Source organism: Streptomyces gardneri, assembly GCF_006539185.1.
GTDB lineage: Bacteria > Actinomycetota > Actinomycetes > Streptomycetales > Streptomycetaceae > Streptomyces > Streptomyces gardneri.
In genome coordinates this window covers 100,517-117,360 of record NZ_BJMN01000029.1, presented here as the reverse complement: position 1 = coordinate 117,360, position 16,844 = coordinate 100,517, and the positions used below count along the sequence as shown (strand labels likewise).

Annotated in this window: 10 protein-coding genes; 5 read left to right on the top strand and 5 right to left on the bottom strand. The window is 74.2% G+C overall.

The window, feature by feature from the left end:
* The first annotated feature begins 19 nt into the window (after nt 1-19).
* The 4 genes from SGA01_RS22690 to SGA01_RS22675 all read left to right on the top strand — a co-directional run bounded on the left by SGA01_RS22690 (nt 20) and on the right by SGA01_RS22675 (nt 9,171).
* Nucleotides 20-3,541 (top strand): AfsR/SARP family transcriptional regulator, encoded by a 3,522-nt coding sequence (locus SGA01_RS22690; protein ID WP_141298253.1) that lies wholly within the window; start codon nt 20-22, stop codon nt 3,539-3,541.
* A gap of 67 nt (nt 3,542-3,608) precedes the next feature.
* Nucleotides 3,609-4,055, top strand: coding sequence for a GNAT family N-acetyltransferase (locus tag SGA01_RS22685; protein ID WP_055643721.1), 447 nt, complete (start codon nt 3,609-3,611; stop codon nt 4,053-4,055).
* A complete protein-coding gene (locus SGA01_RS22680; protein WP_141298252.1) occupies nt 4,052-5,311 on the top strand; it encodes an MFS transporter in 1,260 nt (419 codons plus the stop codon). The genes SGA01_RS22685 and SGA01_RS22680 overlap by 4 nt, the downstream gene beginning before the upstream one ends.
* Nucleotides 5,312-5,475: 164 nt before the next feature.
* Complete coding sequence (locus SGA01_RS22675) at nt 5,476-9,171, top strand: S8 family serine peptidase (RefSeq protein ID WP_141298251.1); 3,696 nt, start codon at nt 5,476-5,478, stop codon at nt 9,169-9,171.
* A 114-nt stretch (nt 9,172-9,285) separates the two neighbouring features.
* Here SGA01_RS22675 and SGA01_RS22670 read toward each other — a convergent pair whose 3' ends face one another.
* From SGA01_RS22670 to SGA01_RS22655, 4 genes are all read right to left on the bottom strand, one after another.
* Complete coding sequence (locus tag SGA01_RS22670) at nt 9,286-10,740, bottom strand: acyl-CoA synthetase (RefSeq protein ID WP_141298250.1); 1,455 nt, start codon at nt 10,738-10,740, stop codon at nt 9,286-9,288.
* A 61-nt stretch (nt 10,741-10,801) separates the two neighbouring features.
* Nucleotides 10,802-11,986 (bottom strand): MFS transporter, encoded by a 1,185-nt coding sequence (locus SGA01_RS22665; RefSeq protein WP_141298280.1) that lies wholly within the window; start codon nt 11,984-11,986, stop codon nt 10,802-10,804.
* A 184-nt stretch (nt 11,987-12,170) separates the two neighbouring features.
* A complete protein-coding gene (locus SGA01_RS22660) occupies nt 12,171-13,823 on the bottom strand; it encodes a GAF domain-containing protein (protein WP_141298279.1) in 1,653 nt (550 codons plus the stop codon).
* A gap of 150 nt (nt 13,824-13,973) precedes the next feature.
* Nucleotides 13,974-15,035 (bottom strand): rod shape-determining protein, encoded by a 1,062-nt coding sequence (locus tag SGA01_RS22655; RefSeq protein WP_055643726.1) that lies wholly within the window; start codon nt 15,033-15,035, stop codon nt 13,974-13,976.
* Nucleotides 15,036-15,377: 342 nt separating this feature from the next.
* Between SGA01_RS22655 and SGA01_RS41160 the strand changes: the two genes are divergently transcribed.
* Entirely contained in the window at nt 15,378-16,262 is an 885-nt protein-coding gene (locus tag SGA01_RS41160) for an SCO2400 family protein (RefSeq protein WP_167534159.1), read from the top strand.
* A gap of 76 nt (nt 16,263-16,338) precedes the next feature.
* On the opposite strand, the gene SGA01_RS22645 is transcribed toward SGA01_RS41160, so the two are convergent.
* Nucleotides 16,339-16,773, bottom strand: a complete 435-nt coding sequence (locus SGA01_RS22645; protein ID WP_055643728.1) for a MarR family winged helix-turn-helix transcriptional regulator — start codon at nt 16,771-16,773, stop codon at nt 16,339-16,341.
* Nucleotides 16,774-16,844 lie beyond the last annotated feature (71 nt).

Here is a 16,844-nt window from a genome sequence, read left to right as displayed (position 1 = left end):
GCCGGGTTACGGTGGCCGCATGCGATTCGCGGTGCTGGGGGAGACGTCCGTACGGACCGAGGACGGGCAGCCGGTGCGGGTGCCGGAACTCAAGGTGCGGGCCCTGCTCGCGGCCCTGCTCGTGGACGCGGGCCGGCCGGTCGCGGCGTACCGGCTCGTCGACGACCTGTGGGGCGACGAACCGCCCGGCAGCCCGCTGCGGGCCCTCCAGGCCAAGGTCTCCCAACTGCGCCGCGCCCTGGACGAGGCCGAGCCCGGCGGGCGCGAGCTCGTCGTCACCCGGGCTCCCGGCTACCTCCTCGCCGTGCCCGAAGGGGCCCTGGACGCCCACCGGTTCGCGGCGCTCACCGCGCAGGCGAGGGACGCGGCGGAGCCGCGCGCCCGGGCGGAGCTGCTCGGCGAGGCCCTCAGCCTCTGGCGGGGACCGGCGTTCGCGGACTTCGCGGCGGAGCCGTTCGCCCGGGCGGCGGCCGACCGGCTGGAGGAGGAGCGGCTCTCCGCGCGCGAGACGCTGGCCGAGACGCGCCTGCTGTTGGGCGAACACGACCTGCTGGTAGGCGAGTTGGTGGAGCTCGTGGCCCGCCACCCGCTGCGCGAACGGCTGCGAGCCGTGCAGCTGCGGGCGCTGTACCGCGCCGGCCGGCAGGGCGAGGCACTCGCGGGATACGAGGAGCTGCGCGCCCTCCTCGCCGACGAGCTCGGGCTCGACCCGAGCCCCGAACTGGCCGCGCTCCACACGGCGATGCTGCGGCAGGACGCGGACCTGTCGCTTCCGGCGCCGGTGCAGGCGCCGATACCGGCGTCGGTGGCTGTGCCTATGCCTATGCCTGTGCCTGTGCCTGCGTCCGTGCCTGCGTCCGTGCCCGCGCCTCTGTCGGCACCTTCGCCGGCCGGTGGGTCCGCGCGCGGCAACCTTCCCGTGCCGCTCAGCGGGATCGTCGGCCGCGACGAGGCCGTGGCGGAGGTGACCGGGCTGCTGCGCGAGCGGCGGCTCGTCACCCTGACCGGGCCCGGCGGCGTCGGGAAGACCCGCCTCGCCGTCGAGGCGGCACGGCAGGTGGAGGAGGCGTTCCCGGACGGCGCGTGGCTCGTCGAGTTCGCCGGTGCGGGCGGCGAGCTCGCCGAGGTCGTCGCCGCCGCCCTCGAACTGCGCGACGACGGGGTGTGGGGGCTGCGGCCCGACGGGCAACGGCCGCCCACCACGGCGGAGCGGCTCGCCGAGGTCCTGCGCGGGCGGCGCGCCCTGCTCGTCCTGGACAACTGCGAGCACGTCGTCGACGAGGCCGCCTCCCTCGCCGAACTCCTGCTGCGCGCCGCACCCGGACTCGTCGTCCTGACGACGAGCCAGGAGCCGCTGGCGCTCGCGGGCGAGACGCTGTGGGCGGTGGAGCCGCTCGACGCGGACGGCGCGGTCGCGCTGTTCACGGCCCGGGCTACCGCCTCCTCACCGGGGATCACCCTCGACGCGTCGGCCCGGGAGGCGGTACGGGGCATCTGCCGCCGCCTCGACGGCATCCCGCTCGCCCTGGAGCTGGCCGCGACCCGGGTCCGCGCGCTCGGCGTGCACGGCCTCCTGGAACGGCTCGACGACCGGTTCCGGCTGCTCGACGCGGGGCTGCGCGGCGCGCCCGCCCGGCAGCAGACGCTCCGGGCGGTCATCGACTGGAGCTGGGACCTGCTGAGCGCACCGGAGCGGACCGTGCTGCGCCGCCTCGCCGTCCACGCGGAGGGCTGCACCCTGGCGGCGGCCGAGTGGGTCTGCGCGGGGGAGGGCGGCGACCCGGCGGCGGGAGATGCGGCTGCCGACGCCCGTACCGAGCGCACCGACGTGGCCGTCGCCGACGTCCTCGGGCTGCTCGTGCGGCTCGTGGACCGTTCGCTCGTCGTGGCCGTCGACGGACCGGAAGGGCCGCGCTACCGGCTGCTGGAGTCCGTGGCCGCGTACTGCCTCGAACGGCTGCGGGACGAGGGCGAGACCGAGGCCGTACGGGAACGCCACCTCGCGTACTACCTCCGCGTCGCCGAGGAGGCCGGGCCCGCCCTGCGCGGCCCCGACCAGCGCCGCCGCCTCGCCCACCTCGACGCCGAGACCCCGAACCTGCGGGCGGCCCTGGACCGGGCGCTCGCCGCGACCGGCGGCGCCGGGCCGGGTGCCGGGGCGGCGCTCCGGCTCGTCGACGCGCTCGCCTGGTACTGGATCATGCGCGGGCGGCTCGGCGAGGCGCTCCGCTCGGCGACGGCGGCGCTGCGGGCACACCCGGCCGGCGGCGAGGCCGAAGCACCCGGGCTCGCCGCCCTGCGGGCCCGCGTGGGGGTCTGGCGCACGGGACTCGCGGTCATGGGCGGCGACGGGACGGACCGGCGCCACCGGATCACGGACGCCCTGGCGGCCTACGACGCGGCCGTGACCGACGCGGCCGTGACCGACGCGGCCGTGACCGGCGCGGCCGTGACCGACACGGCCCTGACCGGCACGGTCGGCCCGACCGATGCGACGGACGCGACCCGCCCGTCCTCGACCGCCCCCACCCCCACCCCCACCTACGAAAGCGCCGCCGGCCGTCCCTGGGCCCGCTGGTTCCTCGCCCATGCGCTCTGCGGTACCGGCAGTCAGGTCGAGGGCGGTGAGCTGACCGGCAGCGCCCTCGACGGATTCCGGGCCCACGGCGACCGCTGGGGCGAGGCGGCCGCGCTCGCGGACCGCTCCGTACAGCTCCTGCTCAGGGGTGACGTGACGGGCGCGGAGGCCGACGCGGCCCGTTCGGACGCGCTGTTCGCCGAGCTCGGCGACGCGTGCTCCCGGCTGTGGACCGTGTACCCGCTCGCGACCGCCGCCGAGATCCACGGCGCGTACGAGCGCGCCGACCGTCTCAAGAGGGCCGGCCTGGCGGCGGCCGAGAGCTTCGGCCTGACGACCGAGGTGCCCGACCTGCTCGCCGGACTCGGCCGTACGGCCCTGCTCCGGGGGGATCTCGCCGAGTGCCGGACCTATCACGAGGCCGCCAGGGACCGGGCCGCCGAGGTCGGCTTCCGCGCCGGCGAGATCAACGCCGTCCTCGGGCTGGGCCTGGGCGCCCGGCGCGAGGGCCTCCACGAGGAGGCCGAGCGCCACATGCGGCAGGTCCTCGACTGGCACCGCTCGGTCGGCCTCGACTCCGCCAACGCGCTGATCCTGGCCGAGCTCGGCTTCTCGGCGCTCGCGCGCGGCGACCTGGCGCAGGCCCTGAAGCTCCAGGAGGAGGGGTACGGCACCGCTCTGACCTCGGGCGACCCGAGGGCGGTGGCGCTCGCCCTGGAGGGCCTGGCCTCCGCGCACGCCCCGGCAGGCCGGGCCCGCGGCGCCGCGCTCCTGCTCGGAGCGGCGGCCGCGCTGCGCGCCTCGACGGGCGCGCCGCTGCCCCCGGCGGAGCGCGTCGACGTCGACCGGACGGAGGCGGCGGCCCGCGCCGCCCTCGGCGAGGAGGCCTTCGCCACGGCCTTCGCCCACGGCGGGAGCCTCGCGCACGACACCGCCGTGCGCGAGGCGGCCCACGGAAGCTGAGCGCCCCCACCACCACGTTCACCAAACTGTAAGGAGTAACTACCGCTTACGTCCCTATACTCGCCCCATGCCCGACATCACCATCCGGCGCGCCACCGCCGACGACTCCAAGCGGCTGACCCGGCTCGTCCGGACCTCCGCCGCCTACCGGGGCGACTACGCCGCCATGGTCGACGGGTACCAGGTCGGCGGGGCGTACATCGAGCACCACCCCGTCTTCGTCGCCGTCGACGGGAACGACCGGGTGCTCGGGTTCTACGCCCTCCTCGTCGACGAGGCCGAGCTCGACCTCGCCTTCGTCGCCGACTCCGCCCAGGGCCTCGGCATCGGACGGCTGCTCATGGAGCACATGACCGGGCAGGCCAGGGCCGCCGGACTGCACGCCGTGCGGGTCGTCGCGCATCCGCCCGCCGAGGAGTTCTACCTGCGCACCGGCGCCGTCCGCACCGGCGTCCTCCCGCCCGCCGGACGGATCCACTGGGCCCGCCCCGAGCTGCGGTACGACATCGCGTGACCGCCACCCAGGAAACCCGGGAACAGGCCCGCCGCAGGGTCTTCGCCGACCTCACACCGCTGCGGACCTCCGCCGACTACCGCCGCCTCTGGTTCGGGAGCACCGTCTCCTGGGTCGGCCAGGGCATGACCGCCCTCGCCGTCTCCCTCCAGGTGTACGAGATCACCCGCTCGCCCTTCTCCGTCGGGCTCGTCGGGCTGTTCTCCCTCGTCCCGCTCGTCGTCTTCGGGCTGTACGGCGGCGCCGTCGCCGACACCGTCGACCGCCGCAAGCTCGGCCTCGCCAGCGCCCTCGGCTCCGCCGTCCTCTCCATCGCCCTCGCGGGCGCCGCGTTCGCGGGCTTCCACCGCGTCTGGTTCCTCTACGGGATCGTCGCCCTCCAGGCCGTGTGCGCCGCGCTCAACTCGCCCGCCCGCACCTCGATGATCCCCCGGCTCCTGCCGCCCGAGCAGCTGCGCGCCGCCAACGCGCTCAACTCGATGGTGATGACCTTCGGCACGCTCGTCGGGCCCAGTCTCGGCGGCCTGATCGTCGGCGTCGCCGGCTACCAGACCGCGTACCTCGTCGACGCCCTCGCCTTCTCCGCGAGCCTCTACGCGATGTGGCGGCTGCCGTCCATGCTCCCGGAGCGGACCGGGAGCAAGCGGGCATCGGTCCTCGACGGGCTGCGCTTCCTCGCCACCCGCCCCAACCTGCGCATGACGTTCTTCTCCGACTTCTGCGCGATGATCCTGGCCCACCCCCGCGCCCTGTTCCCGGCCGTCGCCGTCCTCTGGTACGGCGGGGACGCGAAGACCACCGGACTCCTCGTCGCCGCGCCCGCGTTCGGGGCGCTCCTCGGCGGCGTCCTCTCCGGCTGGCAGGGGCGGATCCGCCACCACGGGCAGGCGATCCTGATCGCCGTCGCCTGCTGGGGCACCGCCATCGCCGTCTTCGGGCTGACCCGGAACCTCTGGCTCGGGCTGCTCCTGCTCGCGCTCGCCGGCTACTCCGACACCGTCTCGATGATCTTCCGGAACACGATGATGCAGGTCGCCGCGCCCGACGAGATGCGGGGCCGGCTCCAGGGCGTCTTCATCGTGGTCGTCGCGGGCGGGCCCCGGCTCGGCGACTTCCTCGCGGGCTCCGTCGCCGACCTGACGTCCCCGGCCGTCGCCATCACGGGCGGCGGCATCGCCTGCGTCCTCGCCGTCGGCGTGCTGGCCCTCTACGGCCGCCGTTTCCGCCGGTACGACGCACTCGACCCCACTCCGTGAGGCTCCGTGCGGGTTTCGACCCGAACCGGCGCTCCTGACCTGGCGGTTGGCCGCCACGGCACATAACCGCCAGGAGTAATCGGGGTCAACTCCCGCCCCACAGGCCAAGACTCCTCGCGGCACCCGGAAAACCCCCTACCCCGGGTCCGCGAGGAGTTTCGTCGATGACGTCGAGGATCACCCCCTTCGGCAGAGGGAGGGCCGGCCTGTTCGCCGCCGGCATCTCCCTCGTCATGCTCTCGGCCGGGCAGACCGCCGCAGCGCCGGGCGCCACCACCCCCGTACCCGCGACCTTCACCGGGGCCAAGGGCACGGGCACCAGCACCACCGTCACCCTCGTCACCGGCGACCGCGTCACCGTCACCGACCTGGGCGACGGCAAGCAGACCGTCACCGTCGACCGGGCCGAGGGCGCCACCGGCGCGATACGCACCCAGGTCGTCGACGGACGCGTCACGGTCGTCCCCGACGAAGCCGCCCCCTATCTGGCATCCGGTGCGCTCGACCCCCGCCTCTTCGACGTCACGGGCCTCGTCGAGCAGGGCATCACCGGCGAACTGCCGCTGATCGTCACCTACGGAGCCAAGGGTGCCCGGGCCGCCGCCCCCGCCCCGCGCGGCGCCGAGACCGTCCGCGCCCTCCCCAGCATCGGCGGCGCGGCCGTCACCGCCACCGACCCCGCCGCCTTCTGGCAGGACTTCACCGGACCCAAGGCCCGCACCGCCGCCGCCCCCGGCAAGGTCTGGCTCGACGGCCGCGTCGAGGCCGCCATGGCCGACTCCAACGCCCAGATCGGCAGCCCGAAGGCCTGGGAGGCCGGGCTCACCGGCAAGGGCGTCAAGGTCGCCGTCCTCGACACCGGCGCCGACCTCGGCCACCCCGACCTGGCGGGCCGGGTCGCCGAGAGCAAGTCCTTCATCGAGGGCCAGGAGGTCGCCGACCGCGACGGCCACGGCACGCACGTCACCTCCACCGTCGGCGGCTCCGGCGCCGCGAGCGACGGCAAGGAGAAGGGCGTCGCCCCCGGCGCCACCCTCGCCGTCGGCAAGGTCCTCAGCGACGAGGGCTCCGGCACCGAGTCGCAGATCATCGCCGGCATGGAGTGGGCCGCCAAGGACATCGACGCGAAGATCGTCTCGATGAGCCTCGGCTCCCGCGAACCGAGCGACGGCACCGACCCGATGGCCCAGGCCGTCAACACCCTCACCGCCGAGACCGGCGCCCTCTTCGTCATCGCCGCAGGCAACTCCGGGGCCCCCGGCTCCATCGGCTCGCCCGGCGCCGCCGACTCCGCGCTCACCGTCGGCGCCGTCGACTCCGCCGACGAGGCCGCCTACTTCACGAGCCAGGGCCCCCGCTACGGCGACCAGGCACTCAAGCCCGACCTCTCGGCCCCCGGCGTCGGCATCCTCGCCGCCCGCTCCCAGCTCGCCGGCGGCAGCGGCCTCTACACGTCCATGAGCGGTACGTCGATGGCGACCCCGCACATCGCCGGCGTCGCCGCGCTGCTCGCCGAGAAGCACCCCGACTGGACCGGCGCCCAGCTCAAGAACGCCCTCATGTCCTCGTCGAAGACGCTCGACGCCTCCGCGTACGCCCTCGGCGCCGGCCGGGTCGACGTGGCCGCCGCGATCGCCGCGAACGTCACCGCCACCGGCTCCGCCGACCTCGGCTTCGCCTCCTGGCCGTACGAGGAGAACAAGCCGGTCACGAAGACCGTCACCTACACCAACTCCTCCGACGCCCCCGTCGAGTTGAACCTCGCCGTCGAAGGCATGCCGGCCGGGGTCGCCGCCCTCGCCGACACCGCCCTCACCGTCCCCGCCCACGGCTCCGCGAGCACCACCGTCACGGGCGACGGCGGCAAGGCCCCCGTCGGGCGGTCCTCCGGCCGGATCACCGCCACCGCCGGCGGCGCGCCCGTCGCGCACACCGCGCTCGGCCTGGTCAAGGAGGAGGAGCGCTACACCCTCACCGTCCACGTCAAGGACCGCGACGGCGCCCCCACCGCAGCCTTCCTCGGCATGAAGAAGCTGACCCCGGGCGAGGACCCCTTCCCGGCGGCCGTCGGCGACTCCGGCACCGTCGAACTGCGCCTCAAGCCCGGTACGTACACCGTCGACACCTTCCTCGACGTGCGCGGCTCGCACGGCGCGGACTCCCTCGGCCTCGGCTTCCTCGCCTCCCCGGAGGTCGTCCTCGACCGCGACCGCGAGATCACCCTCGACGGACGGCAGCTGCGCGAGATCCGCGCCGAGGTCGAGAAGCGGACCGAGACCCGGCAGCTCCTCATGGAGTACGACCGCAAGGCGAACGGGACCTCCTACACGGACATCGTCCAGGTCCCCATGACCTACGACTCGCTCTTCGCCGCCCCGACCGCGCCCGTCACCGACGGCACCTTCGAGTACCGGACCGTCTGGCGCCTCGGCAAGCCGATGGTGGAGGCGAGCGTCGACGGCGTCCGTCTCTCCGGCGCCACCGTCCAGGGCGGTACGACCCTCCTCGAAGGCCGCCACCGCCTCGGCCTCGTCGACGCGGGCACCGGCACCCCCGCCGAGTACACGGGCAAGAACGCCACCGGCAAGGCCGTCCTCGTCCGGCTCACCGCCGGCGCCGACCCGACGCAGCTCGCCCAGACCGCCCAGGACGCGGGCGCCAAGGCCCTGTTCGTCACCGACGACCAGCCGGGCCGGCTGATGAAGTGGTTCGGCACCGCCGACTACGAGGACCGGCCGCTCTCCGTCGCCACCGTCAACAGCGCCGACGCGAAGCGGCTCGCCGCCGGCGCGGCCCGGGGCCAGCGCGTCGACCTGACCGGCACCCGCTTCACCCCGTACACGTACGACCTCTCCGAGGGCCACCCCCGCGCCATCGGCAAGGACCTCGTCTTCCGGCCCGACGAGGACGAACTGGCCACGATCCGTTCCACCTTCCACGCGCCGACCAAGCGCGCGGAGCTGGGCGGCGAGTTCCGCTACTCGATCACCGACACCTTCCCGATCGGCGTCGGCTTCAAGGAGTGGATCGCCTTCCCGGCCGAGCGCACCGAGTACGTCTCCACCGGCACCGGCCAGCGCTGGCACGAGTCCGTCGACCTCGGCGACTCCCTGGAGGAGCGCGGCGGCACCCCGTCCTACAAGGGCGGCAGCCGTGTCGACCTCGACTGGTTCGGCCCCGTCTGGCACCCGTGGCTCGGCACCGGCCTCGGCTGGGGCCAGCAGCGCACCGGCAACGACCTGCGCTTCAACACCCCCGGCTGGGGCGACTCGGGCACCGACCACACCGGCTTCGGCAACGTGTGGAGCGACCCGACGATGAGCCAGTACACCGAGGTGTACGTCGACGGCGTCCGCGTCGACCGGAAGAAGAGCTCCGGCGCCTACGCCTGGGACGCCCCGGCGCAGGAGGCCGCCTACAGGGTCGTCACCGACACCGCGCTCGACCCGGCCCGCTGGCGGCTCGCGACCAAGGGCCACTCCGAGTGGACCTTCCGCTCGGCCGAGACCCCGAACGACCGGATCACCTACCTGCCGATGCTCAACCTCGGCTTCGACCTGGACACCGACCTCAACGGCGACGTCCGGGCCGGAAGCAGGCTGCCCGTGCGGACCTTCGCCGAGTACGTGGACGGCGCGTCCGGCACCGGCACGATCACCGGCGGCACCCTGGACGTCTCCTACGACGAGGGGAAGACCTGGACGAAGGTCGCCCTCAAGCCCTCGTGGCGCGGCGCCTCCTGGAGCGGTGAGCTGCGCATCCCGGCCGGGGCGGCCTCCGTCTCGCTGCGGGCGGGCGCGAGCGACGACCAGGGAGGGACGGTCACCCAGGAACTGATCCGCGCGCTCGGCGTGAAGTAGCCGAACCTGTGCGAGGCCGGGCCCCGGTGAGCCGGGGGCCCGGCCTCTTCCTTCTTCTTCCTTCTTCTTCCTTCTTCTTCCTTCTTCTTCCTTCTTCTTCCTGCGCCTTCCTCGTCAACGAGCGGCGGGGAGCGCCTTCTTCAGGACCTTGCCCATGTCGTTGCGGGGGAGCGCGTCGAGGTAGCGCACCACCCGGGGCCGCTTGTGCGGGGCGAGCAGGCCCGCGACGTGCTCCGCGAGCTCCGCCTCCGCCGGGGGCGCCGAGGCGTCCGCCGGCACCACCCAGGCCACGATCCGCTCGCCCAGGTCCGGGTCCGGCTCGCCCGTCACGGCCGCCTCCCGCACACCGGGGTGGTCGAGCAGCGCGTTCTCGATCTCGCCCGCCCCGATCTTGTATCCACCGCTCTTGATCAGATCGGTCGCCTTGCGGCCCACGAGACGCACCGCGCCGTCCGCCTCACGGACCGCCATGTCGCCGGTGCGGAACCAGTCGCCGTCGAAGGCCGCGGCCGTCGCTTCCGGCCGGTTCAGATAGCCGGAGAAGAGGTTCGGGCCGCGGACCTGCACCTCGCCGACCGTCTCCCCGTCGAGCTCCTTCAGGACGGAGCCGTCCTCGTCCACCAGACGCAGGTCGACACCCGCGAGCGGGGTTCCGACGGTTCCCGGCCGGGGCTCGCCGCCCGGCCGCACGCCGGTGTTCATGAGCGTCTCGGTCATCCCGTACCGCTCGACCACCGCCCGGCCCGTCGCCGCCGTGATCCGCTCGTGGTCGTGGACCGGCAGCGCCGCCGAACCCGAGACGAGGAGCCGCGCCCCCGCCAGCGCCTCCGCGAGGCGGGCGTCCTCGCCGAGCGCGTCCGCGATCCGGTGGTACATCGTCGGTACGCCGAACAGCATCGTGCCGCCCCCGGCACCCAGCTCCCGCGCGACGCCCTCCACCGAGAACGCGCCCAGGTGCCGGACCTCGCCGCCCCGCCGCAGCGGGCCCAGGATGCCGAGGATCAGCCCGTGGACGTGGAACAGCGGCAGCGCGTGCACGAGCACGTCGTCCGCCGTCCACGCCCAGGCCTCGGCCAGCGCGTCGAGAGAGGCGGCGATCGCCCGCCGGGAGAGCACGACGCCCTTCGGGGGGCCGGTGGTGCCCGAGGTGTAGACGACGAGGGCGGGGGACTCGGCGTCGTCCGGTTCCGCCACCGGGGCCGCGGGCCCGTCCGCAGGCGCCAGGTCCACGTCGATCCGGGGGAGCGCGGCGAGCCCGGCCGGCAGCTCGTCCCCCGGAGCCGCGAGCACCGCGCCCGGCGCGCTGTCGCCCAGGATGTGCGCCAGCTCCCGCTCGCCCGTGCGCGGATTGAGCGGTACGGCGGGCACACCCGCGAGCAGGGCGGCCACCACCGCGACCGCCGTGTGCGCGCTCGGCGTGGCCCAGACGGCGACCCGGCCCGTACCCCCGATCCGTACCGCCAGGGCACCGGCCGCGCGGGCCAGTCCGGCGTACGTCAGCATGTCCGGGCCGCAGCGCAGCGCGGGCCGGTCGGACGGGGCCGCCAGGGCGGGGAAGAGCGCACTCACCGGTCGTACTCCTCGGGTCGATGTCGAGGTCGAGGGTTGCCCGGTGAATTCTGCCCGCCCGTCAGGGCCGGCGGACTGTGATCTTCGTCGGCTCGGGCTCCGGCGCCTCCCCGCCCGGCCGGATCCCGCGCATCCGCCCGTACGCGTACACACAGCCCGCGAGCGCCAGGTCCGAGAGGAGCATGAAGCCGATCGAGTACGAGTCCTTGGCGCTGTAGATCGCGCCCATCACCAGCGGCGGCACGAAGCCGCCGAGGCCGCCCATCGCGCCGACGATGCCGGTGACGCTGCCGACCTGGGCCTGCGGTGTGACCTGGGAGACCAGGGCGAAGACGGAACCGCTCGCCGTGCCGAGACCGGCGGCCATGACGAGCAGGGCGATCGTGCCGCCCGGGTTCAGCTTCGGGTCGAAGGCCTGGACGATCGCGAAGACGGCCACCACGCCGAGCGCGCAGGCCGTCACGACCGCCGGGTGGACCCGGTCCGAGAGCCAGCCGCCGATCGGCCGGAAAGTGACGGTGACCAGGGCGAAGCCGGCGGCCTTGGTGCCCGCGTCCGTCGGGTCGAGCTCGTACCAGGTCTTCAGGTACGTCGGCAGGTAGACGCCGAAGGCGACGATGCCGCCGAAGCCGATCGCGTACAGCGCCGACAGCTCCCACGTCACCCGCAGCCGCCCCGCCGCGCCGAGCCGGCTCGCGAGGGAGGCGGTGGGCACGGGCCGGTCGGGGCGGTCGGTGATGAAGAGGGCGGCCAGCACCGCGTACACGGCGAGCGCGATCGCCACCACGATGAAGGGGAGGTTCTCGCCGTGCTTGGCGATCCGGGGCGTGAAGTAGCCGGACAGCGCCACGCCGCCCATGCCCATGCCGAACACACCGAGCGCGAGACCGCGCTTGGCCGGCGGGAACCAGGAGTTGACCAGCGGGATGCCGATGGCGAACGTCGTGCCGCCGAGGCCGAGGAGGAAGGCGACGCCCAGCATCAGGGCGTAGCTGTCCTTGGCGACGATCAGGAGGAGCACGGGGACGATCGTCAGCGCCGAGACGACCGGGAACATCAGCTTCGCGCCGTACCTGTCGGTCAGGGCGCCCGCCGGGATGCGACCGACCGAGCCGACCAGGACGGGCACCGCGACGAGCAGCGACTGCTGGAACGAGCTGAGTTCGAGCCGGTCGCCGTACCAGCTCGCGATCGGCGCGATCAGGTCCCACGCCCAGAAGGTGAGCGTGAAGCCGATGGTGGCCATCACCAGATTGCGGTAGGCCGCCGCTGTCGGGGGATTGGTCTCGGTGTCCACGCCTCCAGTCAAGATCCGGACGGGGGTCGCGGCGCGCCGGACTGCTCCGTACGGGGTGTGCGTCCGGGAGGTGTGCCGGGGTGCGCCGGGGGGACACGCAGGGGATGTGCCGGATACACGTGGGGAGTGGGCCCTACGGCCAGACGACCGTGGTCGGCGGGGTCCCGTCGTCCTCGACCCGGAGCCGTACGCCGTCGCCCTCGCCGCCGGCCGTCACCTCGACCGTGATCGCGGTGATCCCGGACCGTCGGTGGGCCGTCGCGAGCGCCCCGCGCAGGGCGGCGAGGAGCTTCCCGGCCTCCTCGTCCTCGACGAGCGTGTCGACCGCGCCCGAGAAGTGCACGGACGGCTGGAAGCCGAGCAGGGCCGCCGCCCCGCCGGTCTCGCGCAGGACCCGGCCGCGGAAGGAGGTCGGCGCGTCCGCCGGAGGCTGCTGGAGCGCGAAGATGGTCGTCCGGACCTCCTGGATCGTCGAGTCCAGCTCGTCCACGGCCCGGCCGAGGAGCGCGCTTTCGTCGAAGTCGTCTGAGCCGTCGGAGTTGTCGGAGCTGCCGGGGCTTTCGGTGTCGCTGGTGCCCTCGGAGCTTTCGGAGCCGCCGGATCCGGACGTGCCGGACGTGCCGGACGTGGCGGTCGCGCGCCGGCGGGTCGACTCCAGCATCATCTCCGTGGCGAACAGCCGCTGGACGACCAGGTCGTGCAGGTCCCGCGCGATCCGGTCCCGGTCCTCGTACACCGCGAGCCGCTCCCGGTCGTGCCGGGCGTCCGCGAGGACCAGCGCGAGCGCCGCCTGCGAGGCGAACTGCGAGGCCAGCAGGCGGTCCACCGCCGAGTACGGCGCGCCGCCGCGCCGCCGGGGGAGAGCGAGCGTGCCGATGAGCTTCCCGCCGCTCTGGAGGGGCAGCATCATCGACGGGCCGAAACGGGACCGGACATGGGTGGTCATCCGGGGGTCCGTCGCCGAGTCCTCCACGAAGACGGGCTCCCCGCCGAGGAGCTGGACGAGGACGGGGGAGCCGGGCGCGATCGTCGTGCCGACCAGATCGCCGGGGTCGTCGTTGGTCGAGGCGGCGACGATCTCCATCCCGCCCTCCGGGGTGGGCTGGAGGACGACACCGGCCGAGGCGTCGGCGAGGATCCTGGCCTGTTCGGCGACGGTCATCAGGGCGTTCTCGGCGGACTCGCCGGTGAGGAGGGCGGTCGTCACGGCCGCCGCGCCCTCGATCCAGCGCTCCCGCTGCCGGGTCGTCTCGTACAGGCGGGCGTTGCCGATGGCGATCCCGGCCTGGGAGGCGAGGATCCGGAGGAGGGTGAGGTCCTGGTCGGTGAAGGCGCCCGTCCCCTTCTCGGCGAGGTAGAGATTGCCGAAGACCTGTGTGTGGACCCGGATCGGGACGCCGAGGAAGGTGCCCATCTTCGGGTGGCCCTCGGGGACTCCGGACGAGCGCGGATCGGATGCCAGGTCGTCGATCCGCAGCGGCTGCGGGTCCTGGCTCAGGACGCCGAGCAGACCGGTGTGACCGTCGGGGAGCGCGCCGACGCGCTGCCGCTCCTCGTCGGTCATGCCGCAGGTGAAGAGATCGGTGAGCCGGCGGCGCTCGGGGTCGACGACCCCGAGCGCCCCGTAGCGGGCCCCCGTCAGTCCGGCCGCCGAGTCCACGAGGTGCTGGAGGGTGGCGTGGAGTTCGAGATCCGTACCGACGCTGAGAACCGCTTCGAGCAGCAAGGGCAGGACCGTGCCGTCCTCGTCCACGTCGCCCCCGTCCACGTCACTGTCCTCGTCCATGATCGTCACGGTCTCATTGTCGTACGAATCGCATGATTCGGGCGCCGATGGGGGTCGGATAGGGGCCGTAAGGGGGCGAATAGGGGCAGATCGGGGGTCGATCGGGGATCGAAGGCGGGTCGAGGCGGGGCGAGGCGGGTCGAAGGCGGGTCAGTCGACGTCGGCGAGCGGGTCGCGCACCGACAGCGGGTCGAGGACCATCGGCTGGACCTTGCCCTCCAGCATCGCGCCGAGCCCCATGACCGCGCACACGTCGGGCCGTTCGGCGATGTGCACCGGCATGCCGGTCGCCTCGCGCAGCATCTGGTCGAGGCCCGGCAGCAGAGCGCTGCCGCCGACCATCATGATCCCGCGGTCCGCGAGGTCGGCCACCAGGTCCGGCGGGCAGTCGCGCAGCACCTTCCCGATGCCGTCGAGGACCGCCGTCAGCGGGGTGTGGATCGCCTCCCGCACGGCGGCGGTGTCGACGGTCACCGAGCGGGCCAGGCCCGTGGCGACGTCCCGGCCGTGGATCTCGGTGGAGGCCGGGCCGTGCGGGGTCAGGCCGTTGCCGCTGAGGGCGAGCTGGAGCGGTCTCACCGACTGGCTCGGCAGCATCAGTTCGTGGTGGTGGCGCAGGTGCTGGATGACGGCGTGGTCGATGGCGTCGCCGCCGATCGGCATCCGCTCGGCCGTGACGATCGAGCCGAGCGAGAGGACCGCGACCTGCGTGGTCGCCGCCCCGCACACCAGGATCATGGTGGCGGTCGGCTGCTCGACCGGGAGCCCGCAGCCCACGGCCGCGGCGATCAGCGTGTCGACCAGCTCGACCCTGCGTGCCCCGAGACCGACGAGCGTCTCCACGGCGGCGCGCTGCGCCAGCGGGTCGCTGTCGTGGGGCGTGCACGCCGCCGCGCGCAGCCGCGGCTTGCGGCGGAGCTGCCGGCGCAGCTTCTCGCCCAGGAGGTGGCGGAGCATCCGCTGTGCCATCTCGATGTCGACGACCGTGCCGCCGGAGACGGGTCGGGCGACCCGGATGTAGTCGGGGGTGCGGCCCGTCATCTTCTCCGCCAGCGCGCCGACGGCGATCAGCGCTCCTGTACGGGTGTTGACGGCGGCGACGCTGGGCTCGTCGACGACGAGTCCGGCGCCCTTGACGAAGACCCGGGTGCGCGCGGCCCCCAGGTCGACGGCGACATGGCAACGGCGCAGTTGCTCAAGGCTGACGGTCACGGCGGATCCTCCGGGATGCGGTGCTGGCACGGGCGAGGTGTTTCGCGTTGCGCGGTCCTGTTCGCATCGTGCGACCGCCCCGGGCCCGGCGCGCGCTGGGCTGAGCCGCCCGGGGCCACCGCCGAGTCCCGGAAATGCGCGGGAAGAGCGGCCGGAGGGGCATGGGGAGGGCACGGGAAGGGTGTTGGAAGCGTGCCCGGAAGGAGGCCCGGCGCGGCCCGAGACGATCCTGACCGAAGCGGGAGAATCGCGACGCACCGCCGACGACCTGCGGTTTCCTCACAGGATCCTCACTTCCGCGCCTACCTGTCGCCGCACCGCGCCGCATAGCCTGCGGGCCCCATGGACTACTGCCACGCGTGCCGGCGGCATCTCAACGGGGCCCTCGCCTGTGCCGGGTGCGGGACCCCCGTCGAGGAACTGCGGTACGAGACCCCCCACGCGCCCGTTCCGCCCGCAGAGCCCGAGTACGTCTACGAACTGGACGTCGTCGAGCCGCCGCGACCCGCCACGGGTGGCCGTCGCGCCGCCCGAACCGCCGCGCGGGGCCGGTCCGCCTCGCGCGGGAGCAGACGGGCGCGGGCGCGACGGGGGCGGTCGGTGCTGCTGGGGACGGTGGGCCTGGTCCTCGCGGCCGGGTCACTGGGCGTGGCGCAGCTGGCCCTGGAGGAACCGGAGGCGAGCGGCGCGGCCACGGCCGTGCGGGAGCAGGAGGTCGTCGAGACCTCGATACCGCCCGTTCCTCCCGAGAGCACCGAGAGCCCGGAGGTCACCGAGAGCGCCGGCCCGCCGGACGGCTCCGGCCCGTCCGAGGTCACGGTGGCGCCGAGTACGCACACTCCCACCCGCGACCACCAGGTGGGCACGGGGTCCGGCACGGGATCCGGCTCCGGTACGGGCACGGGGTCCGGTTCCGGCTCCGGTTCCGGCACGGGTTCGGGTTCCGGTACGGGATCCGGTTCCGGTACGGGGGAGGGGGCCGGCGGCACTCCGGCCGAATCGCCGACGCCGACCGGGCCGCCGGCGTCCCCGTCCTCCGCCGCCCCCGACGTCCCGCAGCCCGGCACGCCGACCGCCTCGCGCACGGCGAAGGCGACGCCCACGGGCACCGGGCCCACTCCGAGCGGCTCACCGTCCGGAACGGCGACGGCGACGGCCTCGCCGAGCCCCACGCCGACCCCCACCCCGACCCCGGAATGCACCCGCTTCCTCTGGTGGTGCGTCTGAGGACGCGCCGGGCCGGGGCGCGTCCCGTGCCGGACCGCTCCCGGCCGACGGACCGCTCCCGGCCGACGGACCGTCTCTAGACGACGTCCTCGCCGAGCATCCGCCTCAGCAGGTCCCGCAGGAGGGTCCGCTCGACCTCGGTCAGCTCGCCGAGGGGCTCGCGGGCGAAGTCCAGCGACTCGCGCAGCCGCCGGGCGGTGTCCTGGCCCTCGTCCGTGGGGACGGCCAGCTTGACCCGCCGGTCGTCGGGGTCGGGCCGGCGCTCGACCAGGCCGCGGGCCTCCAGGCGGTCCACGATCCCCGTGATGTTGGACGGCTCGCACTTCAGCTTCTGGGCGATCCTGCGCATCGGCAGCGGATCGAGCGAGAGCAGCCCGAGGACCCGGGCCTGCGCGCCGGTCAGCGAGTGCTGAGCGGCCGCCTGCTCGTACTCCTCGTAGTAGCGCGCCACGACCGTGCCGATCAGCTCGACGACTTCGAGGGTCAGGGGGTCCGTGCGTGAGGTGGCCATGAGCATCATCCTACCCAGATACTTGACAACATGAAATATCAAGGCGCATGGTTGTTTCAGTCAGTGAAACA